Raw genomic sequence first — 26,728 nt, forward strand, 5'->3', positions numbered from 1 at the left:
AATGCAAAATCAAGCACATATATTTTAGAATATGCATAATCCTTCCATATGATGATTTTATCCACTTTATATTTTTTGAAAATTTTGATTTTTTCAATTTTTGAAAATTAACGGTGAATCATCCACATAAATATAATCAATATGGCTAATTGGTTAAAATTTATAAAAAACGGGAATATTATCCATAAAATAAAATACAAAAAATAAGCTATTTCTACTAAAATCGCTGTTTTGATTTTTTCAACCACAGTTTATGACTAATCTCCGTACAAAGGATATTATTGCTTTAGGTTTTATGACCTTTGCCTTATTTATTGGGGCAGGCAATATTATTTTTCCACCCATTGTTGCTCAACAAGCCGGTGAACATGTATGGCTCGCAGCGCTAGGTTTTCTAGTCACAGCTGTAGGCTTACCTGTTATTACCATTATGGCACTTTCTAAAACTGAAGGTTCTATTGCGATTTTAAGCTCGCCTTTAGGTAAAGTCGCAAGTTTAGTACTGACTGTAGTGTGTTATCTCTCGGTTGGGCCATTATTTGCTACACCACGTACTGCAACGGTTTCCTATGAAATTGGTTTTTCCTCATATTTTGGAAATGGTGGTACAGCATTATTTATTTATAGCGTTATCTATTTTGCATTTGTGACTTTGGTTTCACTTTATCCAAATAAATTATTGGATACAGTGGGTCATATTCTTGCACCGCTAAAAATTATTGCACTGGCAATTTTAGGTATTGCTGCATTTCTAATCCCGACTGGTTCAATTTCTCCTGCAATCAACAATTACGCTACCAGCCCTGTTTCTGAAGGTTTTGTAAATGGTTATTTAACCATGGACACTTTAGGTGCATTGGTTTTCGGTATTGTGATTATTCATGCGATTCACTCTCGTGGTGTGACAGATAAAAAACTGGTAACCAAATATGCCATTATTGCAAGTTTGATTTCTGGTGTAGGTTTAACGCTGGTTTATCTCAGCTTATTTAAACTGGGTTTAGGCAGTCATGATGCCGCTCCAAATGCTGAAAATGGCGCAGTGATCCTGCATGCTTATGTTCAACATGCTTTTGGTGACTTAGGCTCTTTATTCCTGACAGGTTTGATTTTTATTGCATGTATGGTTACCGCAATTGGCTTAACCTGTGCATGTGCTGAATACTTCTCTGAACTGACAAAAATTCCATATAAAGTTTTAGTGGTTATATTGGTGTTATTTTCATTGGTGATTTCAAATCTAGGGTTAACCAAACTGATTGCTTTTTCAGTCCCTGTACTCAGTGCAATTTACCCACCCGCAATTGTGGTCATTCTATTAAGCTTCTTTTGGGGTAAATTCAATCACCCAACCACGGTTATCGCACCTGTTACTGGTGTTGCATTTCTATTTGGTCTTATTGAAGGAATTAAAGTCACAAGCTTTAAAGACAGCTTACCTTTGATGATTCAAAACTTACCGTTAAATGAACAGAATCTGGCATGGGTGATCCCATCATTGATCGTGTTAATCATCTGTGTCGTAATTGATAAAATTAAAAAATAAAGCTTTTTAATTATCATCCTTAAAATTTGATTTTACCCAAATCTTATTTTAACAGTGATCAATAATTGTCATGTTTACCCCACAGGCCGTTATTGTTTGCGACACAATTTTTAAAACGTTGTTTGATATATTTTGGTGCTTCAAGCATTTGATCAATGCACCTCAATAGATCGAATCAAGCTTCTCTCTTCGCATTTAAAAATCATTTGTCTAAAAAATAGAACACCAAAACTCATTTTTCACTCAACAAAGCTAAATTCAGTCGCGTTGTTGCTTTTTTTGAATGAGTGAACCGTTCTCCATGCCAAAATTGAATTATTTTGAAAAAATAGTCATTTTTTTCGATTTTTGCATAAATATTGCATAATTTTTATCAACTTTAGTCGAAAATACTTTCAAGACCTATTCAGTTATTGTATTTTATTTTGATAACTAGCTCACACTACTTCAACAACAATTACATCATTTATCAAAAAAATCACTTATATTTTCATTTTTTATAAAATAATCATCACTTGTAATAAATATGTCATAATTATTTTGAATAATAGAGCTATTTGCTCTTGAAATAATAATTAGATATGGTACAACTGAATAAACCAATCCAGACTAAAACAATGTGGTTTTTGTCGAGCAGACAGGAGGAATGGGGATGTTATCAATACATTTCAATAAGCAAGTCTTCATTAATTCTTTGAAGACAAATACAAAACTGGTCATCTATCTAAGTACAACACTTGCACTTTTAGTGACTCTGTTTATTCATGGACTCATTCAAGGCAATTTAAAACCTGAATTTTTTGCCTATGCATTAGTCGTTTCTGCTGCCTTCTATGTTTGGGATGTAGTCGATCATAAATCTCGTAAACTCGCGAAGATTACAGAATAAAAGATGGATGCCATGCATCCATCTTAAATAAGAAAATCATAAAAATTTAAGTATTAAAACAAAGTATTAAACATTCCTAGTAATAATCCTCCAGTCGCAACAATCTCCCCGAGTACCAATAACAGCATTGCTATACGTAACAATATTTTCGGTAAGTGCATTGTTCCTAATTGGTGTGGTTCTTTGAATTGATTTGTCGTATCTTTTAAAAAACCATGCAAAACATAGCTGGCGATTGAAAAGCTAAAAAAGAATACATTGATCAAGACAAAAATTAAATTTGTGCTTTCTGTCCAGCTTGAACAATAGGCCATTACCGCTAAAATCAAAGTGGCTGGAGCATAAAGCAAGCTACTGCGATGTGCGATATCGACATAATAATGCGCGCGGGCCATTGCTGATCGACTAATTTGGTAGTATTTCCAAACCCCTGTCAGCATACCCACCCATAGATAAATCCCACTAAATATTAAAGCCAACTTTACCGACAAACCCAAACCCACAAAATCCATTTAAAACACCTTTATCCCAACAGCTTAAAATATTTAGATTAGCTTTGACTCATAAGTCATACTTTGATCAAGTTTCTTTTTGGAACTTATGTAAAGTAATCATTAAAGCATACTCATAGAATTGTTATGAATACATTTGAAAATTTAACCATAACTTGTGCAGATAGCTATAGCTTAACTGCACGTTTTTATCCGGCAAAACAATCAACCCATCGATTGCCTATTTTGGTTTGCCCTGCAACAGGGATTACCCAAGGTTTTTATCATCATTTTATCGAGTGGCTTGCTCAACAAGGTTCAGATGTGCTGGTCTTCGATTTCCGTGGTATAGGTGAATCCTTACACGGTCCTCTTCGTCAGTCCAATGCAAGTATCCAAGACTGGGGACAACTGGATATTCCTGCAGCCATTGAAACTTTGCTGAATAAGACAGGTAAACAACAAGTCATACTCTTAGGTCATAGTGCTGGGGGACAATTATTAGGCATTGTTTCTAACTATAAGAAAGTGGCACAAGTGATTGCGATTTCAGGCTCTACAGGACATGTAAAAGGGCTTAAAGGGCGAACCAAACGTATGGCACCTGTCATGTTCAAAATGATCTTCCCTGTTTCGAGCTTAATTAAAGGTTATGGCGCAACCAAGTTTTTAGGCATGGGAGAAAATTTACCCAAAAATGTTGCAAAACAATGGGCTGAGTTTTGCAGTAAACCCGGTTATGTGATGAACGCTGTAGGTAAAACGATTTTCGAGGACTATCACAACGAAATTCAATGCCCAATTACGGTGTATTGGTCATCGGATGATGAGATCGCCACTGAAGCCAATGTCAAAGACTTACTTCGCTTGTATCCCAAAGCCAGCACAGAAATGATAGAGCTTAAACCGAAAGATACAGGTCATAAAGCCATTGGTCATATGTTGATGTTTAAGAGGTCACATCAAAACTTATGGCCAACAATGACACAGAATATATTTAATTAAACTTTTTAGTTTTAAGCACTTAGATAAGTAATCCTATCTAAGTGCTCTTTTTATTCAAAAAAAAATGCCTCATCAATGAGGCATTTTTTTTACTTCGTTTTTTATATCTACTTGCGATTTAATCGCAAAATAGTGATCAAAATTGCTCTGGACGGGTAATTTTTACCGTCTTGATCCGATTTTCATCCATTTCGATGACTTCAAACCAAATGCCCTCTTGTTCAATCTGAGTGCCTACTTTTGCTTCGCCTTGAGTTTTGTCTAAAATCAAACCTGCTACGCTAAAGTAACCTGAGTCTTCTTGAACCAGATCCAACATACCAAGTTCCAACTCAAGCTGATACAAGTCAAGCATACCTGATGCCTTCCACGTTGTATCATTCAATTTGATCAACTCTAGCTGTTCATCTGCATCGGGGAACTCACCCGCAATTGCCTCAAACACATCCAACGGAGAAATTAAACCTTGGATATTACCAAATTCATTACTCACCAAGACCAAAGAACCTTTAGACGTTCTTAAAGTATGAATAGCATCAATCACTTTCATTTTTTCAAAAATAAAAATTGGACGACTACGTTTAAGCAAGGCTTGTAATTGCTCTGGTTCATCCAGTACGTCAATTAACTCTTTCGCACGGACAACCGTAACCACTTTATCCAATTGTCCACGACATACGGGGAATAAACTATGCGGTACAGCCAAGATTTGCTGACGAATACTCTCCGCATCATCTTCAAGATTGATCCACGAAATTTGATTTCTTGGCGTCATAATTGAAGCAACTGAACGTTCAGCAAGTGTCAGTACACCACCAACCATATAACGTTCTTCATCACCAAAGGCTTTTTGAGCAGCTAAAGCTTCAGGGCTTTGTAATAAATCTGCATCCAGTTTGCTTCCCATCAATTTTAAAATTGAATCTGCGGTACGATGACGCAATGGCGTTTTCGACTGATGCTTTTCAACATTACGGCTGGAAAACTGGTTAAAGGCTTCAATTAAAATTGCCACGCCAATACCCGAATAGATATAGCCTTTCGGAATATGGAAACCAAAACCTTCAGCGATTAAGCTCACACCAATCAGCAATAAGAAGCTTAAACATAGAATCACGACAGTCGGATGCTTATTGACAAAAGCGGTTAACGGCTTAGACGCAATCAACATCACAACCACAGCAATCGTTACAGCGGCCATCATCACGTAGATATTGTCGACCATACCGATCGCGGTGATCACCGAATCAAGTGAGAATACAGCGTCTAAAACGATGATTTGCGCAACAACTGCCCAGAAGCTGGCATAAACGACCGCACCTGAACTTTTAACCTCAGGTTTGCCTTCCATTTTTTCATGTAGTTCAGTGACGGCTTTATAGACGAGGAACAGTCCACCGAACAATAAGATTAAGTCTCGACCTGAGAAAGACAACCCGCCAAAGGCGATTAAAGGCTTGGTTAATGTGACCAGCCACGAAATAATAGACAGCAAGCCTAAACGCATAATTAAGGCTAAAGATAAGCCAATGATACGTGCTTTGTCTCGTTGTTCTGGAGGAAGTTTGTCTGCAAGAATAGCGATAAAAACCAGGTTATCAATACCCAGTACAATTTCTAAAACAATTAGGGTTAAAAGACCAACCCAAATTCCAGGGTCTAATAAAAATTCCATTATTAGAGCTCCTGCTTATTATTAATATATAAAGTGGAGAAAAATAAATTTGACCTACACGACGACGGATCCATGAATGAAACCTTTTCAACTAAATTAGCTTAATTATGCACAATATCTTGCGGTTGTAATTATTTTTCACAAAATTTTTACATTTATTTAAGATTTTTCTTATGGATAACCTTGCGATATGTCGAATTGTAGCTCATCCCTACCTTTGCAATAGCAACTCAATGTTTTAAAAATGCCGATTCATCTTATTCAAATTATTTTTCACTCAATCTTACAAAAATGTCATTGGATTTTTTCAATATAAATTGTGTATAACTATAGTTATTAAATGCTATTTACCTTTTAACGGTATAAATCGCTTTAATTTAATGGATGATTTTCAATCGGATATATGGGCATTTAGAAAGGAAATACTAAGATTTATTCCCATTATGACCAAATCAACAGGAATTATTTACAGTAAAGCCAAGTTGATTTTTCTTATTTTTCAGTTAAAATAACATCAGATGTTAATTTTTTTAACTAATAAGCTTGCTTTTAACAACATCTTCTTGGTAATTTCATACTTGAGTAAGCTGAAATACATAGGATGAGCAACTATGAAACAAGGACTTTCAATAAAATCGACCTTTGGGGTTGTTTTGAAACTTTTTATTCCACAGTAAAACTAGAGAATGAATTCACTTCACTCTAAATTGCATGAAGAAGCGACTAAATTTACATAAGGTATTACTACTTTTTATCGGATTAAAGACAGTTATACAATGCCTTTATTGAATACTTTAACTTAAGTTTAGTTCAAGCAAAATTTACATTTCGTCGATTTTACTTGTTTTTTTCATTAAGTGATCTATCACATATTGATTCAAGTATTCGAAGTAAATATGATTAGCGCTTAAGATATGGCAATAATTACAAAAAACAGGGACCTCTAAATGACTAAAAAATATGCAAAATTTTTACCTGCAACTGAAAATTTTAATATCGAAAATTTCCCATACTACTGGATCACTCAAGTTCATTCACAGTATGTTTTAAATTTAGATCACGTACTTAAAAAGTATGGGGTAGACAACTCTAGACGAAGATTGTTGGTTGCTTTAGAAGCCAAGCCAGATGCAAGTGTCTCTGAGCTTTCGGAAATGATCGTTTCAAAAATGTCGACAACAACCAAAATTGTTTATCGCTTAAAAGAGGAAGGCTTCGTGGATACCTACTCTTGTGAAAATGATGCACGTATCACACGGGTACATTTAACAGAAGCTGGGCAAGAAATGACGCATAAAATTAATGATTTGATGAGTGTGGTACTCGAACAGTCATTTGACGGTTTAACCCCACTACAAATTGAAAAAACCATGGAAAATTTAAAAATTATCTTTAAGAATCTTGCACATTAATCGTTTTGCATATTAATCGTTAAGATTCTTCATCAAAGATGTTCAACTGTGGCGAGTTTTTGTTATTTGAGATTTTGGGGCAATAAAAACACTCAAACTCAGCCACGGGGAACCCCTCGATAAAACTCGAAATATTGGGCTGTTTTAAGCCCAACCACTCATCAAGTCGATGATGTGGGATGACCACCACCGAACGCTTATCTGTTCGAGGTTCATGAAACTCACTCATCATTGGATGGCTGTGGGCATCCATACTAATCATAGTGGCTGAACGAACAACTTCACCTGTTTTTAGTCGGGTAATCTCATACAGTGCAGCAATATAAAAAGCCTGACCATCTTTACGTCTTACACCCCACCGTTGTGGTCGACCATTGATATACTTGGATTCATAAAATTCTGTCACGGGGATCACACCAAATTGGCACTTGCTAAAAGCCTCGACAAAACTGCGTTTTTCCATCAGGGTTTCATTTCTTGCATTATAAGTATGTTTTGCCGCGTCTTTATCCTCAGCCCATTTTGGCACTAAACCAAAGTTAACTAAACGCCATTCCATCCCTTGATCGGATTTAAATAACAACGGCGTTTGGAAGCTTGGAAATATTTCTTCTTCATAAAGGAAAGGGATCGCGGGTAAGCCAAGCTGCTGAACTTGTAATAAGCTGATCGGTTTAAAATTAGCACACATAATAATAAGATTTAAAATATTGATTTATAATTGTTGAATTTATCTATCGCGCTATCCATTGATAAGAATATTAGACATTGATAAAAACTTGAGACAGCACGCGATTTCAATTGAGGATAAACCGAAGTTTACCCCCTTCACTTAACTTTTATCCAAAAATCTTTTTCACTTTGGCACTTAAACCATGGAAAAACTTATGTTTTGCATTGGCTTTTTCGCTGGTCAAAAAATTAATTTGAATAGATTGGCGTTGCCCTTCATAAGGAATATAGCCATGCCAACCATTGTCAGTTACTTTAAATGCAACCAGTGAGCCCGGACCTGCATTAATTTCAGTGACATAGTTATTGATGTCTTTATCATCATTGAGAATACGTAAACGTCCATTCGGCGCATCCCAAGATTCATTTAAATAGATCAAAACCGTCAACAATTTGCTTTTTGAATCACTGTGAATCCGCCCATCTTTTTGACGAGAATAACCACGTAAAGTAATCATCATCGGATGTTCCATCACATTGACATCAAATTTATCTGTTAAAATTTGACGAAATTCTGGTGTATCCAATGATTTTAGAAATCGATCAAAATTAGGCTTAATTTCTACATCTTCGATGTTAAAGCTTCCGCCCTGTTCAATTTTAGGAAAGTCTTGGATTACCGCCTGGACTTCACTATCAGCCAAAGCATTTTCAACCACAAAATACGGATAAGGCGTACTCGCAACTTCAGCATTTTTCAGCGCATCTAATTTCAGAATTGATGTCATTTATAATTCAGCTTAATGATTAATTCCGTTAAATTGTATCAGAGATTTTATCTTATTGGCTGAAAACTCAAAGTCACGTCTACAAATTTTATATATGCAGGCAAAGCAACATTTAAAATAAACCATAAAAAATAATAAAGCCTCCGAAGAGGCTTTATTGATGAATTAATCGGTTAATGAGACGATAAAATTAATCGCCTGTGTAACCTTTTAACTTTAAGCGATACGCATGCAATAATGGCTCAGTATAACCCGATGGTTGTTCGCCACCTTTAAATACTAAATCATAAGCAGCTTTATAAGCATAACCGTCAAAACCAGGCGCCATGTTGCTGTACTCAGGATCGTTGGCATTTTGTTCATCAACAATTTTCGCCATACGCTGCATAACTTCTTCAACTTGCGCTTTAGTCACAATACCATGACGTAACCAGTTGGCAACGTGCTGAGAAGAAATACGTAAAGTTGCACGGTCTTCCATTAAACCGACATTGTTAATGTCTGGCACTTTAGAACAACCTACACCTAAATCAACCCAACGAACAACATAACCCAAGATACCCTGAAGGTTATTTTCAAGCTCTTTGGTCTTCTCTTCTTCAGTCCAGTTTGTATCTGTGGCTAAAGGTGGTGTCAACAAGTCATCTAACGGAAGCGCTTCAGTTTTCAATAACTCTTGTTGGCGTGCTGAAACATTACATTGATGATAATGAATCGCGTGAATCACAGCACCTGATGGTGAAGGAACCCATGCACAGCTCGCACCCGCTTCAGGATGTTCAATTTTGGTTTTATACATGTCTAAAAGCATGTCAGGTTTAGGCCACATGCCTTTACCAATCTGTGCTTTACCACGTAAACCTGCTTGTAGACCGACCATCACATTACGGTTTTCATAAGCTGGGAACCAAATTTGGCTTTTCACTTCGCCTTTACGAACGAAAGGACCTGCTTCCATAAAGGTATGAATTTCATCACCTGTACGGTCCATGAAACCAGTATTGATGAAAATAGTACGGTCTTTCGCTTGTGCAATACAGTTTTTCAAGTTTACAGATGTACGGCGTTCTTCATCCATAATCCCGATTTTCAACGTTTTCGCTGGTAAGCCAAGTGCTTGTTCAGAACGTTCGAACAATTCAACAGCGAATGCAACTTCTTCAGGACCATGCATTTTTGGCTTAACGATATACATTGACCCTTTACGAGAGTTTTTGTTTTCGTTTTGACCTTTGATGTCTGCGAAAGTCAATAATGGTGTAATTAAAGCATCCATAATACCTTCGTAGATTTCAGCACCATCTACAAGGATCGCAGGGTTCGTCATTAAATGACCAACGTTACGAAGAAGCATCAATGAACGACCATGAAGTGTTGTTTCACCACCGATCAAGTTCTTATGTGTACGATCTTTATTCAATGTACGCGTCACGGTTTTACCGTTCTTCTCAATTGACTCTTCAAGCGTACCTTTCATTAGACCTAACCAGTTACGGTAGCCTTCTACTTTCTCTTCTGCATCTACAGCAGCAATCGAATCTTCCAAATCTTGAATCGTGGTAACAGCAGCTTCTAAAACAAGATCTTTAACACCAGCCGCATCAGTTTTACCCACTGGGCTATTAGCATCAATTTCAATAACAACGTGTAAGCCGTTATTTAAAAGTACAATTTCAACAGGTGCAGATTCTTCGCCATTAAAACCGACAAATTGTGATTCTTTCGCCAAAGTCGAGGTTGAACCATCTTTGAGTGTTACAACAAGTTTTTTGCCTTCAACAGCATATTTTGTTGCATCTGCATGTGAACCATTTGCCAATGGGAATGTTTCATTTAAGAAATTCTTAGCAAATGCGATAACTTTATCGCCACGAACAGGGTTATAGCCTTTACCTTTTTCCGCGCCACCTTCTTCAGAGATCACGTCAAAACCGTAAAGCGCATCGTATAAAGAACCCCAACGTGCATTTGCCGCATTTAAGCAGTAACGTGCGTTACGCACAGGTACCACCAATTGCGAACCAGCCAATAATGCGATTTCTTCATCTACATTTTCTGTACTGATTTGAAAATCTTCTACTTCTGGTAGTAAGTAGCCAATTTCTTTTAGGAAAGCTTTATAAGCTTGAAGTTCAAATTTATTGTTGCGGTGCCATTCATCAATTTTAGCCTGAATCTCGTCACGCTTTGCTAAAAGCGCCTTATTCTTAGGGCTAAGATCGACAACAACTTGCTCAAAGTTTTTCCAGTATGTTTCACTATCTAAACCAGAACCTGGTAGTGCTTCATTTTCGATGAAATCGTAAAGTTCTTTAGCAATCGCTAACTTGCCTTTTTGAATACGTGCAGTCATTGTCTTTCCTGATATTGCTACTTTTTATAACAAGAGTTTCTAGTATACCGATTTAAACCATGCTGAATAGTACTATCACATTGCTAAATAGTGATCATTTTAATTAAAAAAATAGTGACATTAACTTAAAAAATAATGATCAAAAATACAGCAACACCATCAACTAAATCATCAACTTAAATCGCTTTTTAACAGTGTATAAATTTTTTAAAATGTCTAAATTAGACCAAAGTGCTGAATCAACCCTAATTTCCCCATTTTTTTATACACTTTTATTCCTTGAGCAAAGATTAAGCCATGAATAGCGCTAAATGTCGATAAAACCAATCCATAATTCTGTGTAAAGAATTGTTCGACTCACTTATATTTTTTCTGTTTGTTCAAATCTCATCTTATTGTTGCAATATTTATATGTGGCTATTCAAACATCTTTGTATCATTTAATCCTACAGCGTCGATCTATTATCTGGCGACAAACAGGGATAACGTACCGCACATAAAAAACCTGTTTAAAATTTTCATTCTAAACAGGTTTCTGGAATCGCAAGGTCTAAGCTAAATAAGCAATAGACCTCAGCTTAAAACAAAATGCTTCACTTAGTTAAAAGTTTTAAAACGTGTTGCATCATCAATAAATGTTTTTTCGCCCGCTGGTGCTTCGATTGAACCAAATACTAATTGAGCGCGAAGTTTCCAGTCAGCAGGTACATCAAATGTTGCTGCCACTTCTTCATCTACGATTGGATTATAATGTTGTAAAGATGCACCAATACCCGCTTCAGCCAATGCAGTCCAAGTTGCAAATTGTGCAATACCTGTTGAATGCTCAGACCATACTGGGAAATTGTCTGCATATAATGGGAATTGTTCTTGTAAAGCTTTGATCACGCTTAAATCTTCATAAAACAACACTGAACCAGCACCAGCGATAAAGCTGTTAATTTTACCCGAAGTTCCTTCAAATGCTTCAGCTGGAACGATTTTACGTAAAGTTTCTAAAACGATTGTCCAGAATTTAACATGTGAATCACCAAATAAAATCACAGCACGAGAAGACTGTGAGTTAAATGAAGATGGGCTATGCTTAATTGCATCTTTGATGATTTCTTCAATTTTCGCTTGGTCTAAGCTTAAATCTCTACCAATTGCATAAATTGTACGGCGTTGTTTGATTTGATTTAAAAATGACATGGTGTTAATCCTTCTATGACCATATGGGTCGTGTTATTTAACATGGTTTGAGTGTATTGCATCATTCTTAGTTTCGTCATGCTTATATACATAACAATGTGTTCTATATTTAGAACAATATGTGAAATCGGGCATTTTTAAATGCTATCGTGTTTATGTGGTCCCCTTTTTAAATTGTAATTAAAGTATTTATTAATCAAATAATTAAATTAAAATTCACCATTAAACTCAGCCTATTGCCTTGAGCTTTTCAACGATAAGAATATGGCAAATATCCTATATACATTTCATTGTTTGTTTTGTGGTAAAAATATTGCAAATCTGGACATACAATTCTAAACATCGCATTAAAGTATATCTCGATGACATTCTTATGATGCCTTCTTTCAATAACATACCACCGACATATCCGAGTATCATATTTCATTAAAAATTTTATATCGAACTCAGACGAAAAAGTCCGACAGGATATCGGACTTTTTATTGTCTATAATTTTAAATTAGGCTTGGATGCGTATCTAGAATACGGATTAAAGTCGCAGCTGGACCAGTCGGATAACGTCTACCTTGCTCCCAGTTTTGAAGCGTGCGAGGACTAATATGCAAGCGTGCAGCAAATTCATTTTGGCTTAAACCTGTTTTCTCACGTACTGCTTTAATATCAGGTAATTCAAGCTCAGTGACTCGACTTGCTTGAATCTCTTGACGTTTAATCTCTCCTGCTTCTTTAATCGAAGAAACAAGGTCATCAAATAAATTGTTATCCATGAAGTTGCTCCTTCACTAATTGGCGCAGAATTGCTGTTTCTTTATCCGTTAAATTATCTTTTACAGACTTAGGGTACGCGACTAAAAAGAAAATATGATCATCCTCTGAAACCCAATAATAGATCACGCGGATTCCACCACTTTTTCCTTTATCACCTTGAGCACAGCGTACTTTACGGATACCACCGCCATTTTTAACAATATCACCCTTATCAGGTTGTACCAATAGATTTTGTTGAAGCTGACGATATTCATCATCCGTCACAAGCTCTTTGATTTGTTTAGTAAAAATACTAGTTTCAATGAATAACATACACGATATACGTCAATGGCGTATATAGAATACTACCATAAAAAAGAATAATCAAAAGTTATAAATTTAGAAAATAAAAAACTCCGCATAAAGCGGAGTCTCATTTAAGATAAATAGTTATCAAAATTACTTATCTGTTTCAAACAGTGCAGCGACAAATGATTTTGCAGAGAATGGACGTAAATCATCAATCTTCTCACCCACACCAATATATCGAATTGGTACATGAGTACGACTGGCAATATTAAACAACACACCACCCTTTGCTGTTCCATCTAATTTGGTAATGGTTAAGCCTGTTAAACCTACAGCTTCGTCAAACATTTCAACTTGGTTAATCGCGTTTTGACCAGTACCTGCATCCACCACCAACATCACTTCATGTGGTGCAGTTGCATCAATTTTTTGCATCACACGTTTTACTTTAGTCAACTCAGACATCAAGTTACTTTTATTATGCAAACGCCCTGCTGTATCAGCAATTAAAACGTCCACACCTTTGGCACGTGCACTTTCAAAAGCATCAAAAATGACTGAAGCACTATCTGCACCGTGACCTTGAGCCACGACAGCAATATTGTTACGTTCACCCCAGATTTGAAGTTGTTCAGTTGCCGCTGCACGGAAGGTATCTCCTGCTGCAAGCATGACTTTCTTGCCTTCACCTTGTAAACGTTTGGCTAATTTACCAATCGTGGTGGTTTTACCCACACCATTTACGCCCACCACCAAAATCACAAATGGAGTTTTATTGGGATCGATATGCAATGGTTTTACCCGAGGCGCAAGTAAAGCAACCAGCTCTTCTTGTAGCGCTTTATACAATGAATGTGAGTAAATCAAATCACCACGTTCTGTACGCTCAGTCAAATTCGCAATAATGGTTTTAGTCGCCTCTACCCCGATATCAGCAACCAAAAGTTGCTCTTCTACTTCTTCAAGCAACTCATCATCAATTTCTTTACCACCAATCAGGATATTGACCATACCATCGGCAAGGCTTTTACGTGATTTGGTCAAACCTTCTTTCATGCGGCTAAAAAAGCCACCTTTAGATTTTTCATCTGCCGATTCAATCTGTGCGTCTTGGCTTTCAGTTTGAACAGGTTCCGTTTTAGGTGTTTCTACATTATTTTCAATAATAGGCACATTGACGGCTGGTAAACTAGGTAATGTGACATCGTCATCCCCGATATCCGCATCAATCAAGAATTTATTTTGCTGTTCTTGCATGCCGATTCCTTGAAAAGCATAGCGTTAAAAAAGAATGAGTTTAGCATAGATTGCATCATTTTTAGCGTTAAAGCAGCGATAAAACAAGCAAACCAAAATGCAACATTCCAGCCTTGCTTTAAATCATTAATTTTTTAAGAATAGTTCTAAATTTAAAATAAATTTTTGGGTTATCTGTGTATATTCTGAAATCTAAATTCTTAAATCTTCTTAGACAATCCAAAGTTATCCTTGCGCCACTTTTATTTTTATCTTTTAACACGGTAAATACGCAACTTCAGGCAGCGCCTCAAAGCCAACTTTCTAGGACCACCTTTGAAACCACATTGAAAAATGGTTTAAAAGTGATTATCCGTGAAGATCATCGTTCACCAATTGTTATGACCCAAATCTGGTACGGCGTGGGAAGTAGTGATGAGTCTGGTAATCTACTTGGTATTTCACATGTGCTTGAACATATGATGTTTAAAGGAACCAAAAAAGTTCCTGATGATGAGTTTGCACGCTTGAGTCGAATTTATGGTGGTCGTACCAACGCCGCCACATATACAAATTACACCAACTATTATCAACTTTATCCCAAGAAATATTTTCCATTGGCTTTGGAACTTGAAGCAGACCGTATGACAAATCTGGTCCTCAAACAACAAGACTTTGATCCTGAAATCAAAGTGGTGATGGAGGAAAGACGACAACGGACAGATGATAATCCACGAAATCTAGCCTACGAACGTTTTAAATGGATCGCCTATCCAACCAGTCACCATCGTCAACCAGTGATTGGCTTTATGAAAAACCTACAGAATATTCGTCTGGATGATCTTAAACATTGGTATCAAACATGGTACACCCCCAATAATGCAACTTTAGTCATTGTGGGTGATGTCAATGCAGAGCAAGCACTTAAACAGGTTGAAAAATATTTTGCGGCAATTCCCAAAAAGGAACTTCCTGACCGTAATGATGTTTTAGAGTTTGATCGAATGGGATATCGGCATATGGAAGTACAGTTGCCAGTTCATGTGCCCAACTTATTTATGGCTTGGAATGTCAAATCCATTGCCACAGCAAAAAACCCACAAGATGCCTACGCACTGACCATTATCCAGTCTTTACTGGATGGCGGAATTTCCGCACGCTTACAAGACCGTCTGATTCGAGATAAGAAAGTGCTGACTGCAATCAGTGTCAGTTATGACCCCTATAATCGTGGCGACAGTCTATTTATGATCTCCGCCATCCCAAGTGATGATGTATCTTTGGAAGATGCGCAAAAAGCCATTGAAAAAGAGATGAATTTATTTAAAACAGAATTGGTCAATCAAGCCGAACTTGATCGTGTCAAAAACAACTTCGTTTCAAACTTAATCTATAGTCAGGATGATATTGGTGGACAAGCCAATATGATTGGGAATTTGGAAGTAAACGGCCTAAGTTTTCGTTTAATGGATGAATTACCCAAACATTATGACAAAGTCACACCACAAGATTTACAACGAATTGCCAATATTTATTTTGTCAAAGCCAATCTGAGTAGTTTGTATTTAATGCCTGAAAGTACAAAAGAATAAAAAAGGATCTCTCATGAATTTTAATCCATTCTCGACCTATTCGATAAAAATACCCCTGTTTGTGTGCATCAGCTTACTCTACTCCCCCCTTAACCATGCAGAGGTTGAATTAGACAATCATGATGAAACGGATGCGGTTATAGATGATTCCGTACTTAAGGCAAATTCGACCTTACAAAGCTTAAAAAATTTAGATAAACATCAACAATACCAAGCGCCCTTTGTTCAAGACCTCTCCAACAATCAAAAAGTCAGAACACTGTTTGTTTCAGCCACCGACCTACCTATTGTGGATATTCAACTCACCTTTAATGCAGGTTCGTCACAGGATGAAGCACTAGGAAAAGGTTTGTATGGTATGGCAAATATGGCAGCCAAACTGATCACTGAAGGTACAGATCAATATACAGCAAAAGAAATCGCGTCTACATTTGAAGGATTAGGCGCTCAATTTAGCGTTACGGCGTACCGTGATATGTTTGTGGTTCGACTTCGGGTCTTGTCAGATCCTGAAAAATTAAACCCTGCCATCAATACCATGTTGCATGTGCTGAATCATGCACAATTTAATCCATCGGGTTTAAATCTTGTGCTCAATAATACCAAGGTTGGGCAAAAGCAAATCCAAGAAAATCCAAGTCGGATTATGAATATTCGCTTTTATCGTGCGTTATATGGTCAACATCCTTATGCCGAACCCACTGTAGGGACCAATGGGAGCCTTAAAAAAATTACCCCAGAACTACTTAGAGCCTATAGACAAAAACTACTTGTTGCCCAAAACATGAATATTGCCATTACTGGTAATTTAACTGCAGCCGATGCAACCCAACTGGCCAATTTAATCAGTCAAAATCTAACTCAAGGTGAAGCCGCACAAGCACTTCCTGAACCACAAGATCAAAGTGATTTTAATATCCATTACATTCCATTTAACTCAACACAAGCCAATGTGATGATGGGACACTTGGCTATTCAGCGCAGCGACCCTGATCGTGTTGCATTAGAAGTTGCCAATCAAATGTTTGGCGGAAGCGGATTTAATTCCATTTTAATGAAAGAACTTCGGGTTAAACGGGGTTATACCTATGGAGCGTATAGTAATTTGACCTCCACTTTGGCTCAGGGTTTTTTTAGTTTGAGTTATTCCACTGAACAAAATCAATTGATGGACAGTATCAAAGTTGCACATCAAGCCTTACGTGATTTTGTAAAAAATCCAATCCAAAGAAAACAGCTCGAAGAAACCAAAGAAGGCATGTTACGTTCATTTCCAATGACCTTTAGTTCCAATGCCAATATCAATGCACAAATCGCATCGATTGGTTTTTATCAACTTCCTGCGGATTATTTGACCCAATATCAAAAGCAATTGAGCCAAGTCACCACCAAACAAGTCCAAAAAGCCATTCAAAAACATCTTCGTGCAGATCGTCTCACCTTGGTTGTTGTTGCACCAACACTGGATCAGAATGAATTAAAAGACATGTTAAGTGCTGATTTAGCCAACCCAGATCAATCCAGTACAAATCAAAACAAGCAAGTGGATACGCAAGCCATGCCAGATGTCCCGACATTGATCATTCAAAAAACAATTCGTCCGCAAGCGGAATCAACCAAATGAGTATTATCAGTTATTGCGGATCTTTACTATCCAGCGCAGGATATCGTTTTACTTGTTGATTTTCAAAATGATAGGCACGTAGTAGGCGTAAATACTCAACCACATAAATACGATCTTGGCGGCGCAATTGATTGGCAATTTTTTGCGTCTTAGGATTGGCGGCTTGTTGTGAATATTGCATCACATATTTGTATTGATCTGGATTAATTGGCCGTGTTAAAGCCAATGTTGCAAGAAAAATCATCAGTGCGATGATCACGACAACAAAAGAATTCAAGATTTTTTCCACAGGAAATGAATAGAATAATTTTTGAAAATAATCTTTGAATTTTTGCATGAACTACCTCTAATTACAGATAGTTTATCATCCTGACCATAAAAATATAGGGCTTTCTTCAAGACAGCTGAAGATCGGTTGTAAGATGATCTTTAAGATCAAAATTGCGAGAACGACAGTGCTTAAATAATCTCCCCATAGATATCATCGCCTGTCGATATGAGATTTAAAGCCCTCTTCTCTTATTCAAGAAAAGGGCCTGAGCCAAGTTAAACAACGCGTGAATCATTTCTATATCGTGCCAATTAAAGGATCGTTGCACGTAAGAATGCGAAATATAAAATAATCGCGATTATTGCCAATGCAATACTGACAGCAAAGATACTTACTCCCCCCTCTGCATGTGCAGGATGCAAATCATCATCATCAGCAAGACGCCTTAATTCACCATCATAGATTCGATAAAAGCCTGCTTTTTGCACTGGATTTAAGTTTCGGGTATAATCGTACACGCGTTTACGCTGGGCTAAACAATAATCCCCAAGATGGATTTCTTGATGATAAATTGCCTCATCCAGTTGTTTACGGTGATACTGAGCTAATTCTACGATCTGAGACTCAGCAGCGGGTACATCAAAAATAAAGCCATCTATAGTGTTTGTCATTTTGCTCTCCCTTTGTCTTAATTCTCATATTGATTTTAATAAATATTATTTCTGATTAATGTTTAATCATGTAATCTTATCTTCGTCAAGTATAGATTTTAAATCGCTTGACAAACAAGGCTAACTGTAATATTAGTTTAATAAAGTTAAGTTAGATTAGTTAAGTATAAGCTCCGTTGGGGAGCTATGTTAAAAGATCATAATTACAATAAGGAGTTATATATGATTCATCAAATCTCTCACCAAGACTTAGAACATGTTTATGCAGATGCTGTAAATACAATCCAGTGTGAAATGAACTTTGTAGAAGCGGTAAAAGCATTAGAAGATGCGGCGAAAGCTGGTCATGGTAAAGCAGCAATGTTTCTTGCAGAACTTTACTACCAAGGTTTCCGCGTTGAACGTGATTCTTTAAAAGCCCAATATTGGCAAAAGATGGCAACCATGCAAGCATAATAAAACGTCACCTAGGTGGCGTTTTTTTTACCCCCTATTCTTTTTATTTTTTAATAAATCATTACGCTTTCAATACATTTTTTATTGTTTTAATAAATGCTTACGATTGAGCATAAAGCACCAACAGTTCTTATATGAATTTCAACTACAATAGGCAATGTACTAAATAAGATTGTTAATTATGAAAAAGTATATTCATCTTCAGCCCATTTCGAATGAATTGTTTATTAAAATTTCTATTTTAAAATCACTCATGTATTGTGGTGTACTTTGGGGACTTTACCATGATGGCTGGGCAATGAAGTCTGGTTCAAATGAAGTTTATTTTCCTTTTTGGCTAAACGCTGTTCAAGCCCATCAGTATGCAAAGATTCATTGGCCTCACTACACCCCTCGCAGAATTACACCTAAAGACTTTAGAGAATCGTTGTTACCCACGTTGACACGGCTCAATATCATGCCTGCATTGTTTAATTCCTCATCGCGAAAATTTAAACTCTCAACCTCTCAAATGGAACATTTCTTTTTTCATAGTCATGTTCAATTTCAACCGGCTTAAAGGCAAAGATATATTTTTAGCGGTTTAAAATTGTTGTAAAAAATAAACTTTATATTTTTATGACTGCAAAGTATTTGCAAAGTTAAAAAATACAGTTAAGTTAAAGGTGTGCAGATTGGTAAGCACCCTAGAAAAGGAAGAATAATTATGACGACAGTAGCACAAGTAATCCAAGATAAGATTGGTCGTGAAATTTATACGATTTCACCCTCTGCCACAGTATTAGAAGCCATTACACTTATGGCAAACAAAGGTATTGGTGCTGTGGTTGTCACTCAAGATACAAAGGTCGTCGGAATCCTCTCAGAACGTGACTATACGCGTAAAATTGCCCTTATGCAGCGTACCTCTGACCATACAACGGTCGCTGAAATTATGACGTCTAGAGTGATTTCTGTGACACGTGGTCATACTGTTGAAGAATGTTTAAATTTAATGACTGACGGACACTTACGCCATTTACCTGTGATTGAAGGTGAAACGCTAGTTGGATTTGTTTCTATTGGCGATTTAGTCAAAGCCACCATGGAAGATCAACGAAAATTGATTGAACAGTTAAGACAATATATTTCAGGTTAAGTGACATTATAAAAATATAACCCTCCATGTGGAGGGTTTTTTTATTGTGTATAGTAAATTGGCAGCTCAGCTTGCATGTAAAACCTTTTTTAAATTTCATGATAATAGAAATAATCACCCGCTTTGAGTTGCATGTCTTTATTTATCATGGGGATAAACAATCGAGTTCATTAAACGAAAGCTAAGACAGAATTTCAAATTTAACGATAAAATAAAAAAACCTAGCCAAAGCTAGGTTTTTAGATCAATCAATTTTTAATCATCAGTTTAGGTTTAACTTCTCAGCAACATAGTCGGCATCTTTATCACCACGCCCTGAAAGGTTTACAACAATTTTGATTTCTTTCGCTAATTTAGGCGCTTCACGAATTGCCCACGCCACAGCATGAGAGCTTTCTAATGCAGGAACAATCCCTTCTACGCGTGAAAGGGTCATAAATGCATCTAAACACTCTTGATCAGTTGCTGTTGAATATTCCACACGGCCTAAATCTTTTAAAAAACTATGTTGAGGACCTACACCCGGATAATCCAAACCAGATGCAATCGAGTGCACAGGCAATGGTGCGCCCTGTTCATCTTCTAGTACATAACAAGCCATACCATGAATCTGACTTGGCTTTCCTAAAGTCAATGTTGCTGAATGCTGTTGAGTATCCAGACCATGACCTGCAGGTTCCACACCAACCAGTTTAACCTCTGCATCATTTAAAAATGCCGTGAATGCGCCAATTGCATTTGAGCCACCGCCTACACACGCAACCACATAATCGGGTTGTGCGCCAAAGCGATCTTGGGTTTGAACTTTAATTTCATTGCCGATAATAGATTGGAAATCACGTACCATTTTTGGGAAAGGATGCGGTCCAACCACAGAACCAATCGCATAAATAAAGTTTTTAGGGTCTTTTAAATACTCTTCAAATGCGCTATCTACAGCATCTTTCAGTGTTGCAGTACCTTGAGTGACTGAAACCAGTTTTGCACCCAAAATCTTCATTTTCACAACATTGGGATGCTCTTTTTCAATGTCCACCTGCCCCATATGAATTTCACATGGAATACCAACCAAAGCACATGCGGTTGCAAGTGCAACGCCATGTTGACCAGCACCTGTTTCTGCAATTACTTTGGTTTTACCCATATATTTGGCAAGCAAAGCTTCGCCTAAACAATGGTTAATTTTATGTGCGCCTGTATGATTTAAGTCTTCACGCTTTAAATAGATTTGTGCGCCACCCAATTGATCAGAAAGGCGTCTTGCATGAAATAAAGGACTAGGGCGACCTACATAATTGGCAAACAAATCAGCCAATTCATTTTGAAATTCTGGCGTTTTACGAATTTCTTCATATGCGACATTGATTTCATCCATTGCTTCTTTTAAATGAAGTGGAATAAATTGACCACCATATTCACCAAAAAAGCCTTGTTCATTTGGTAGCGCAATACCATTGATTTGATGATCCATTTCTTTCCCTATTTAATAAATCAGCCGTTGAATTTATGAATAACAACTTTGCTTGAGAATAGGGTTTATTGACAATTTTAGCCTACACCGCAAGCCATTTATAAAATATCAACAGACCCTAATTTACCGAGATAAATATTTCGTCATATCCTCAATGCCTTTCAAGGTCATTGGAAACATATGATCGTCAAATAATTGTTTAATTAAAGCGATAGTTTGCGTGTAATGCCAATAACCTTGCTCTTCTGGATTTAACCATGCTGTTTTTTCAAAATGATTGCGTAAGCGACGTAACCATACATCCCCAGCTTCATCATTCATATATTCGACAGAACCACCGACCGATTTCAGCTCATAAGGCGCCATACTTGCATCACCCACCACAATTACACGATAGTCTTTACCATAGGTATTGAATAAATCCCATGTATTCATTCGGGTAGAAGAACGACGATGATTATCTTTCCACACATAGTCATATAGACAGTTATGGAAATAGAAATACTCTAAGGTTTTAAATTCAGTTTTTGCCGCACTAAACAATTTTTCACATTGTGCAATGTGCGAATCCATCGACCCACCTACATCAAACAACATCAAAACTTTAATACGATTACGCCGTTCAGGCACCATTTGTACATCTAAAATGCCCTGTTTGGCAGTTTCATAGATAGTACTGTTGATGTCTAATTCTTCTGCAGCGCCTTGACGAGCAAACTTACGTAAACGACGTAAAGCCATTTGCATTTGTCGAGTACCTAAAATTTGTTCATCATCCAAATTTTGATATTTACGCTGTTCCCAAACTTTTACTGCTGAATTTTTACGACTCGGGCCGCCAATTCTCACGCCTTCAGGATGGTCACCAAAAGCACCAAACGGTGAAGTTCCACCTGTGCCAACCATACGGTTGCCACCTTGATGCTTTTTGTGTTGTTCACGCAAGCGTTCTTCCAACATCTTCATCAGTTCTTCAAGCGAACCTGCTTTCAGCAATTCAGCACGTTGTTCAGGTGTGAGATGTTTTTCAAGTAACTCTAAATCAAACCAGTCTTTGGGAAGTTTTTGAACTTTGCTGAGTAGATCATCGATATCAAAAGTATGAATACCTTCAAAATAATCTTTCATGGCACGGTCAAATTTGTCAAAGAAGCGTTCATCTTTGACCATGACTGTCTTTACTAATTGATAAAAATCATCTTGATCGGCAAAAACCAAGCCTTCACTAATTGCTTGGTTGAGATCAATGAGTTCTCGTGTTGAAACTGGAACACCATATTTTCTGAGGGTATAAAATAATCGCACAAACATGTTGCGATCTCCTCATTAACGACGTGACATAAAGGCTAAGCGTTCAAGCAACTGTACATCTTGCTCATTTTTAATCAATGCACCATATAAAGGTGGAATCGCTTTTGATTTATCATGATTACGCAAAATGTCTTCTGGCATATCATCTGCCATTAACAAGCTTAACCAGTCAATCAATTCAGATGTTGAAGGTGGTTTTTTTAAGCCAGGCACTTGACGTAATTTAAAGAAGACTTGTAATGCTTCTGAAACCAATGTTCCAGAGATATTTGGAAAATGAACTGCGATAATTTCACGCATCGTTGCTTCATCAGGAAATTCAATATAATGGAAAAAACAACGACGTAAAAATGCGTCTGGCAGTTCCTTTTCATTATTTGAAGTAATGATTACGATCGGACGTTGGGTTGCAGTAATGGTTTCGCCTGTTTCATAGACAAAAAATGACATTTTGTCTAATTCATGTAGCAAGTCATTTGGGAATTCAATATCTGCTTTGTCTATTTCATCAATCAACAATACACAGCGTTCTTCGCTGGTAAATGCATCCCACAACTTACCTGGTTTGATATAGTTTTTAATATCGTAAACACGGTCATCGCCCAACTGGCTATCACGTAAACGAGAAACTGCATCATACTCATACAAACCTTGCTGTGCTTTGGTTGTAGATTTAATGTGCCAAGTAATTAATTTAAGACCTAGACTCTCAGCAACTTGTTCAGCCAATAAGGTTTTACCTGTACCAGGTTCGCCTTTCACCAATAATGGCTTTTGCAATGCTCGAGCTGCTTTTACAGCCAGTTTTAAACTATCCGTTGCGATATACTGTTCAGTACCTGTGAATTGTTGAGAATCGACAGACATAACTTACCTTTATTTTTTATTTAAAGTGGTGAAATATTTTTTGCTACAGCGCTTGCTTGGGTATTTTTGCTGGTTTTGTATTTAGACCAAAAAAATCCAATGACTAAACCAATACCCATGACAAAAGTAATTAAGGCAAGATTTGACCAAATCAATGGTGAATCCTTGGTCAGAATTCCAAATAACAATCCAAATATTGCTGGCGCAATCGCTGAGTTTGGTCCTTCAGAAATGGTCGGGGTTGCAAGAACGGCAAATACAATGATCCATGTAATACCGCCAAGTGGCGATGGCAATCGTTTTGAAATCGAATACCAGCACCATAAAATCAACAGCGTCCCAAGAATATAGACGGTTATTGCGATATTATCTTCTGGGATAGCATCAAATAGATCTAAAAAATTTGCCCATATTCCTGATAACTGATCAAGCACCACGTAATCCCTCTGGTTCAACCGCATTTGGGTTAATTAAACCTTCTGGCGGCATTTGAATAAAGAAGCCTTTTGTATTGAGTGAATCGATTACATGTAACACATTTACACGTGCCAATGGTCGAGCTTCGCTCAGTTCAAGATGCATTACATGCGTTGCACGACCAAAGGCAACACGTAGTGGCTCAGAAAGAGCCGCTAAGGGATCTGCACTTTCGTCTGTATTTGGATGATTTGGGCGAGCCACATAAAGATACATTTCATCTTTTTTGCTCGATTTATAAATATCACAATGCATTTTAAACAACAGCTACAGTAAAACTTAGTTGACAGCATACATGAAAAAAACGACGGATACATTATCGAAAGTTAACGCATCAGTCGTTATTTATGTCCAATTGCTAAATCTTTGATCAATAATAACGCAGTAAGCTTTCTTGGCTATTGGTGATTATTCATCTAAACAACAACAGCAACAGCCGCTATTCATTGACCTTCATCTGCATACTTAAAAACTTAATATCTTCTTGTAACAGATGGATCAGTGGCTGGGTAAGTAATTCATAGCGCCACCCCAACAAATAACCGGGTAAATCCTGTTCATTGCCATGAAATACCACATGATGATACAAGGCATTTAACCATTTTTTACGCATAAGTACTTCTTTAGGTACTTGCATTTCAAATGAAACCTGAGAAATTAACTCATCCACCTCAAGTGTGATTCCCTGAGAAGAATGCTTGATTGGGCGCGCAATACGCAGTGGCCACTCATCGGTTTCAGGCAGAAACTTCAATAAATCTAAAATAGTTTTTCCATGTTCACGCACAATATTTGGACGTATTCCCTTCACAGAGGACAATTGAAAATTATTTTTAGGATTGACTTCAACCAAATCAATCATCGTGGCATTTTTTAGTATAAAGCTACGTGGTTGATTGAGTGCCTTGACCATTTCTTCACGCCAAACACTTAATTGTTGCAATTGCATCAATTGTTTTCTGGAATGACGATAATTACCAATATCACAATATAATTTTTCTTTTGGTGTTTCTGAAGCGATTTCAAAGGTTAAATTTTGACAATCTTCAAGCACATGTGAGTATAGGCTTTTCTCGACCAATTCAGCTTTTACTTTTTCAGCCAGACGCATAATGTATAAAACATCATTGGCTGCATAATTCATTTGTTCATCTGTTAATGGTCGAGCCAGCCAATCTGAACGTGTTTGATCTTTATCAATATCAATCTCTAAAACCAATTTCAATGCATTTTGATAACTGACTTGTAGACCATGTCCTAAAAAAGACAACCCCACTTGGGTATCGAAGACATTCTTCAGATTTTTCTGATCTGCATAATGATAAATGAGATCAATATCTTCTCCACAAGCATGAAAAATATTTTGCTGTGCTTGAAAAAGTTGAAACCAAAAGCGATCTAAATTTAAGGTTGTGCCGTCGAGCAAAAATACTTGACCATTGACATTAATTTGGAATACACCGAGTTTTGGCCAAAGTGTGTCGACTTTAATAAATTCAGTGTCTAGACCATAAGTCGAAGTATGTTGCATCAAATTCAACACATGTTCGAGATCGGTCTGTTGATTAATAAATTGAAACATGTCAGTTTAAGTCAAAATGTTACATTCAAATGAAATATGATTTTACCTTAATATATAAAATTTAAATATAATATTTTTAAACTAATTCTCCGTAAACACCTTATTTTTCAATAAAGTTTCTTGTGAATATTTATTTTATATATAGGTTTTACAACTTAATAAAAGTATATTTTAAAGTAATAAATAACATGGCTAATCATTGCTTTAGCTTGAGTTTACCTAAAAAATTTAGCGTGAATGTAAATAATTTTTAAATGAGACAGAGTTTGTTGATCTTTTAGTCGTTATCGCATTTACGCAAAACTTTCAAGCTCAACAAACTCTAAATGTTAGCAAGTCTAAGATCGCTATTTCATTCTCATGCGATTATGAACAGCCTGACTCAATGTATGACTATCCACATATTCCAATTCACCACCTTGTGGAACACCTTGTGCGATTCGTGTCATTTGCAAAGACAAATGTTTTGTCGCTTCTACAAGATAATGCGCAGTCGCTTGCCCTTCTACTGTTGCATTGGTGGCTAAAATTACTTCAGTAATTTTACCATCGGTTAAACGCTGCACTAAATATGGAATACCTATTTCTTCAGGACCAATACCATCTAAAGGCGACAAATGTCCACCCAATACATGATATTTGCCTCTAAAGCTACCAGACTGTTCTATTGCCATTACATCTGCAGGAGACTCAACCACACAAAGCAGCTGATCATCCCGATCATTTGAGCAACAAATATCACAGACTTCATTTTCAGTTAAAGAATGACAAACACTACACTCATGAATATAGGAAGTTGCTTCATTTAGCGCATGCGCCAAACCTATAGCACCTTCTTTATTTTTCATGATCAGATGGAGTGCCATACGTTGAGCCGATTTCGGCCCAACACTGGGTAAGATTCGTAAAGCTTGTACGAGTTGATCAAAACGGTCGCTAAACACCTATGATTC

The 26,728-nt window shown here is 36.9% G+C and carries 27 protein-coding genes; 9 read left to right on the forward strand and 18 right to left on the reverse strand.

Going from position 1 to position 26,728, the window contains the following annotated elements:
- The first annotated feature begins 253 nt into the window (after positions 1-253).
- On the forward strand, positions 254-1,546 hold the full coding sequence (gene brnQ / locus AS4_RS12335; RefSeq protein ID WP_096734341.1) for a branched-chain amino acid transport system II carrier protein: 1,293 nt from the start codon (positions 254-256) through the stop codon (positions 1,544-1,546).
- A 652-nt stretch (positions 1,547-2,198) separates the two neighbouring features.
- Positions 2,199-2,435 (forward strand): hypothetical protein, encoded by a 237-nt coding sequence (locus AS4_RS12340; protein WP_004719635.1) that lies wholly within the window; start codon positions 2,199-2,201, stop codon positions 2,433-2,435.
- 53 nt (positions 2,436-2,488) lie between these two features.
- On the opposite strand, the gene AS4_RS12345 is transcribed toward AS4_RS12340, so the two are convergent.
- Positions 2,489-2,947 carry a hypothetical protein gene (locus tag AS4_RS12345; RefSeq protein WP_096734342.1) on the reverse strand — a complete coding sequence of 153 codons (459 nt, stop codon included), beginning with the start codon at positions 2,945-2,947 and terminating at the stop codon, positions 2,489-2,491.
- Positions 2,948-3,073: 126 nt separating this feature from the next.
- Between AS4_RS12345 and AS4_RS12350 the strand changes: the two genes are divergently transcribed.
- Positions 3,074-3,931 (forward strand): alpha/beta hydrolase family protein, encoded by an 858-nt coding sequence (locus AS4_RS12350; protein WP_096734343.1) that lies wholly within the window; start codon positions 3,074-3,076, stop codon positions 3,929-3,931.
- A gap of 136 nt (positions 3,932-4,067) precedes the next feature.
- On the opposite strand, the gene AS4_RS12355 is transcribed toward AS4_RS12350, so the two are convergent.
- Positions 4,068-5,606: a TerC family protein gene (locus tag AS4_RS12355; RefSeq protein ID WP_096734344.1), complete on the reverse strand. Its 1,539-nt coding sequence runs from the start codon at positions 5,604-5,606 to the stop codon at positions 4,068-4,070.
- 947 nt (positions 5,607-6,553) lie between these two features.
- Between AS4_RS12355 and AS4_RS12360 the strand changes: the two genes are divergently transcribed.
- On the forward strand, positions 6,554-7,018 hold the full coding sequence (locus AS4_RS12360; protein WP_096734345.1) for a MarR family winged helix-turn-helix transcriptional regulator: 465 nt from the start codon (positions 6,554-6,556) through the stop codon (positions 7,016-7,018).
- A gap of 19 nt (positions 7,019-7,037) precedes the next feature.
- Here the strand turns inward: AS4_RS12360 and AS4_RS12365 are convergent, their stop codons facing one another.
- The 7 genes from AS4_RS12365 to ftsY all read right to left on the reverse strand — a co-directional run bounded on the left by AS4_RS12365 (position 7,038) and on the right by ftsY (position 14,336).
- On the reverse strand, positions 7,038-7,709 hold the full coding sequence (locus AS4_RS12365) for an SOS response-associated peptidase (RefSeq protein ID WP_096734346.1): 672 nt from the start codon (positions 7,707-7,709) through the stop codon (positions 7,038-7,040).
- Positions 7,710-7,857: 148 nt separating this feature from the next.
- Positions 7,858-8,478: a 2OG-Fe(II) oxygenase gene (locus AS4_RS12370; RefSeq protein WP_004719624.1), complete on the reverse strand. Its 621-nt coding sequence runs from the start codon at positions 8,476-8,478 to the stop codon at positions 7,858-7,860.
- 190 nt (positions 8,479-8,668) lie between these two features.
- Positions 8,669-10,831 (reverse strand): malate synthase G, encoded by a 2,163-nt coding sequence (locus AS4_RS12375; RefSeq protein ID WP_096734347.1) that lies wholly within the window; start codon positions 10,829-10,831, stop codon positions 8,669-8,671.
- A 597-nt stretch (positions 10,832-11,428) separates the two neighbouring features.
- A complete protein-coding gene (locus tag AS4_RS12380; protein WP_004719619.1) occupies positions 11,429-12,022 on the reverse strand; it encodes a nitroreductase family protein in 594 nt (197 codons plus the stop codon).
- A gap of 495 nt (positions 12,023-12,517) precedes the next feature.
- Entirely contained in the window at positions 12,518-12,790 is a 273-nt protein-coding gene (nadS, locus tag AS4_RS12385) for a NadS family protein (RefSeq protein WP_096734348.1), read from the reverse strand.
- Positions 12,783-13,103 carry a type II toxin-antitoxin system RelE/ParE family toxin gene (locus AS4_RS12390; protein WP_034617593.1) on the reverse strand — a complete coding sequence of 107 codons (321 nt, stop codon included), beginning with the start codon at positions 13,101-13,103 and terminating at the stop codon, positions 12,783-12,785. The genes nadS and AS4_RS12390 overlap by 8 nt, the downstream gene beginning before the upstream one ends.
- A 126-nt stretch (positions 13,104-13,229) precedes the next feature.
- Positions 13,230-14,336: a signal recognition particle-docking protein FtsY gene (ftsY, locus tag AS4_RS12395; protein WP_096734349.1), complete on the reverse strand. Its 1,107-nt coding sequence runs from the start codon at positions 14,334-14,336 to the stop codon at positions 13,230-13,232.
- A 176-nt stretch (positions 14,337-14,512) separates the two neighbouring features.
- On the opposite strand from ftsY, the gene AS4_RS12400 reads away from it, so the two are divergent.
- Positions 14,513-15,907 (forward strand): M16 family metallopeptidase, encoded by a 1,395-nt coding sequence (locus AS4_RS12400; protein ID WP_096734350.1) that lies wholly within the window; start codon positions 14,513-14,515, stop codon positions 15,905-15,907.
- Between the two features lie 13 nt (positions 15,908-15,920).
- A complete protein-coding gene (locus tag AS4_RS12405) occupies positions 15,921-17,531 on the forward strand; it encodes a M16 family metallopeptidase (protein ID WP_096734351.1) in 1,611 nt (536 codons plus the stop codon).
- A 10-nt stretch (positions 17,532-17,541) separates the two neighbouring features.
- Here AS4_RS12405 and AS4_RS12410 read toward each other — a convergent pair whose 3' ends face one another.
- Together AS4_RS12410 and AS4_RS12415 are read right to left on the reverse strand one after the other, a co-directional pair.
- Positions 17,542-17,868 carry a hypothetical protein gene (locus AS4_RS12410; RefSeq protein WP_096734352.1) on the reverse strand — a complete coding sequence of 109 codons (327 nt, stop codon included), beginning with the start codon at positions 17,866-17,868 and terminating at the stop codon, positions 17,542-17,544.
- Positions 17,869-18,113: 245 nt separating this feature from the next.
- Positions 18,114-18,473: a hypothetical protein gene (locus AS4_RS12415; protein WP_004822225.1), complete on the reverse strand. Its 360-nt coding sequence runs from the start codon at positions 18,471-18,473 to the stop codon at positions 18,114-18,116.
- Positions 18,474-18,695: 222 nt separating this feature from the next.
- Between AS4_RS12415 and AS4_RS12420 the strand changes: the two genes are divergently transcribed.
- From AS4_RS12420 to AS4_RS12430, 3 genes are all read left to right on the forward strand, one after another.
- Positions 18,696-18,929: a hypothetical protein gene (locus tag AS4_RS12420; protein WP_004719607.1), complete on the forward strand. Its 234-nt coding sequence runs from the start codon at positions 18,696-18,698 to the stop codon at positions 18,927-18,929.
- A gap of 181 nt (positions 18,930-19,110) precedes the next feature.
- Complete coding sequence (locus AS4_RS12425; RefSeq protein WP_004719606.1) at positions 19,111-19,488, forward strand: DUF2750 domain-containing protein; 378 nt, start codon at positions 19,111-19,113, stop codon at positions 19,486-19,488.
- A gap of 147 nt (positions 19,489-19,635) precedes the next feature.
- Complete coding sequence (locus tag AS4_RS12430; RefSeq protein WP_004822228.1) at positions 19,636-20,067, forward strand: CBS domain-containing protein; 432 nt, start codon at positions 19,636-19,638, stop codon at positions 20,065-20,067.
- 262 nt (positions 20,068-20,329) lie between these two features.
- Here AS4_RS12430 and trpB read toward each other — a convergent pair whose 3' ends face one another.
- From trpB to recR, 7 genes are all read right to left on the reverse strand, one after another.
- Entirely contained in the window at positions 20,330-21,538 is a 1,209-nt protein-coding gene (gene trpB / locus AS4_RS12435) for a tryptophan synthase subunit beta (protein ID WP_096734353.1), read from the reverse strand.
- A 123-nt stretch (positions 21,539-21,661) separates the two neighbouring features.
- Positions 21,662-22,849 carry a vWA domain-containing protein gene (locus tag AS4_RS12440; protein ID WP_004822231.1) on the reverse strand — a complete coding sequence of 396 codons (1,188 nt, stop codon included), beginning with the start codon at positions 22,847-22,849 and terminating at the stop codon, positions 21,662-21,664.
- A gap of 15 nt (positions 22,850-22,864) precedes the next feature.
- A complete protein-coding gene (locus AS4_RS12445; RefSeq protein WP_004719598.1) occupies positions 22,865-23,716 on the reverse strand; it encodes an AAA family ATPase in 852 nt (283 codons plus the stop codon).
- Between the two features lie 20 nt (positions 23,717-23,736).
- The gene (locus AS4_RS12450; RefSeq protein ID WP_096734354.1) at positions 23,737-24,150 is read right to left on the reverse strand and encodes a hypothetical protein; all 414 of its coding nucleotides are present in this window, start codon (positions 24,148-24,150) and stop codon (positions 23,737-23,739) included.
- The gene (locus AS4_RS12455) at positions 24,143-24,448 is read right to left on the reverse strand and encodes a YcgL domain-containing protein (protein ID WP_004822235.1); all 306 of its coding nucleotides are present in this window, start codon (positions 24,446-24,448) and stop codon (positions 24,143-24,145) included. Before AS4_RS12455 ends, AS4_RS12450 begins: the two co-directional genes overlap by 8 nt.
- A 184-nt stretch (positions 24,449-24,632) precedes the next feature.
- Positions 24,633-25,775, reverse strand: coding sequence for a ribonuclease D (locus AS4_RS12460; protein ID WP_016539239.1), 1,143 nt, complete (start codon positions 25,773-25,775; stop codon positions 24,633-24,635).
- A 347-nt stretch (positions 25,776-26,122) separates the two neighbouring features.
- Positions 26,123-26,719, reverse strand: coding sequence for a recombination mediator RecR (gene recR / locus AS4_RS12465; RefSeq protein ID WP_004719588.1), 597 nt, complete (start codon positions 26,717-26,719; stop codon positions 26,123-26,125).
- Between the last annotated feature and the right edge of the window lie 9 nt (positions 26,720-26,728).

Origin of the sequence: Acinetobacter guillouiae (assembly GCF_002370525.2) — a bacterium.
GTDB classification, from domain to species: domain Bacteria; phylum Pseudomonadota; class Gammaproteobacteria; order Pseudomonadales; family Moraxellaceae; genus Acinetobacter; species Acinetobacter guillouiae.

Bases quoted from the DNA above. Each gene is read 5' to 3' on its own strand.
- brnQ (WP_096734341.1), top strand. From the start codon at position 254: ATGACTAATCTCCGTACAAAGGATATTATTGCTTTAGGTTTTATGACC.
- AS4_RS12340 (WP_004719635.1), top strand. From the start codon at position 2,199: ATGTTATCAATACATTTCAATAAGCAAGTCTTCATTAATTCTTTGAAG.
- AS4_RS12345 (WP_096734342.1), bottom strand. From the start codon at position 2,947: ATGGATTTTGTGGGTTTGGGTTTGTCGGTAAAGTTGGCTTTAATATTT.
- AS4_RS12350 (WP_096734343.1), top strand. From the start codon at position 3,074: ATGAATACATTTGAAAATTTAACCATAACTTGTGCAGATAGCTATAGC.
- AS4_RS12355 (WP_096734344.1), bottom strand. From the start codon at position 5,606: ATGGAATTTTTATTAGACCCTGGAATTTGGGTTGGTCTTTTAACCCTA.
- AS4_RS12360 (WP_096734345.1), top strand. From the start codon at position 6,554: ATGACTAAAAAATATGCAAAATTTTTACCTGCAACTGAAAATTTTAAT.
- AS4_RS12365 (WP_096734346.1), bottom strand. From the start codon at position 7,709: ATGTGTGCTAATTTTAAACCGATCAGCTTATTACAAGTTCAGCAGCTT.
- AS4_RS12370 (WP_004719624.1), bottom strand. From the start codon at position 8,478: ATGACATCAATTCTGAAATTAGATGCGCTGAAAAATGCTGAAGTTGCG.
- AS4_RS12375 (WP_096734347.1), bottom strand. From the start codon at position 10,831: ATGACTGCACGTATTCAAAAAGGCAAGTTAGCGATTGCTAAAGAACTT.
- AS4_RS12380 (WP_004719619.1), bottom strand. From the start codon at position 12,022: ATGTCATTTTTAAATCAAATCAAACAACGCCGTACAATTTATGCAATT.
- nadS (WP_096734348.1), bottom strand. From the start codon at position 12,790: ATGGATAACAATTTATTTGATGACCTTGTTTCTTCGATTAAAGAAGCA.
- AS4_RS12390 (WP_034617593.1), bottom strand. From the start codon at position 13,103: ATGTTATTCATTGAAACTAGTATTTTTACTAAACAAATCAAAGAGCTT.
- ftsY (WP_096734349.1), bottom strand. From the start codon at position 14,336: ATGCAAGAACAGCAAAATAAATTCTTGATTGATGCGGATATCGGGGAT.
- AS4_RS12405 (WP_096734351.1), top strand. From the start codon at position 15,921: ATGAATTTTAATCCATTCTCGACCTATTCGATAAAAATACCCCTGTTT.
- AS4_RS12410 (WP_096734352.1), bottom strand. From the start codon at position 17,868: ATGCAAAAATTCAAAGATTATTTTCAAAAATTATTCTATTCATTTCCT.
- AS4_RS12415 (WP_004822225.1), bottom strand. From the start codon at position 18,473: ATGACAAACACTATAGATGGCTTTATTTTTGATGTACCCGCTGCTGAG.
- AS4_RS12420 (WP_004719607.1), top strand. From the start codon at position 18,696: ATGATTCATCAAATCTCTCACCAAGACTTAGAACATGTTTATGCAGAT.
- AS4_RS12425 (WP_004719606.1), top strand. From the start codon at position 19,111: ATGAAAAAGTATATTCATCTTCAGCCCATTTCGAATGAATTGTTTATT.
- AS4_RS12430 (WP_004822228.1), top strand. From the start codon at position 19,636: ATGACGACAGTAGCACAAGTAATCCAAGATAAGATTGGTCGTGAAATT.
- trpB (WP_096734353.1), bottom strand. From the start codon at position 21,538: ATGGATCATCAAATCAATGGTATTGCGCTACCAAATGAACAAGGCTTT.
- AS4_RS12440 (WP_004822231.1), bottom strand. From the start codon at position 22,849: ATGTTTGTGCGATTATTTTATACCCTCAGAAAATATGGTGTTCCAGTT.
- AS4_RS12445 (WP_004719598.1), bottom strand. From the start codon at position 23,716: ATGTCTGTCGATTCTCAACAATTCACAGGTACTGAACAGTATATCGCA.
- AS4_RS12455 (WP_004822235.1), bottom strand. From the start codon at position 24,448: ATGCATTGTGATATTTATAAATCGAGCAAAAAAGATGAAATGTATCTT.
- AS4_RS12460 (WP_016539239.1), bottom strand. From the start codon at position 25,775: ATGTTTCAATTTATTAATCAACAGACCGATCTCGAACATGTGTTGAAT.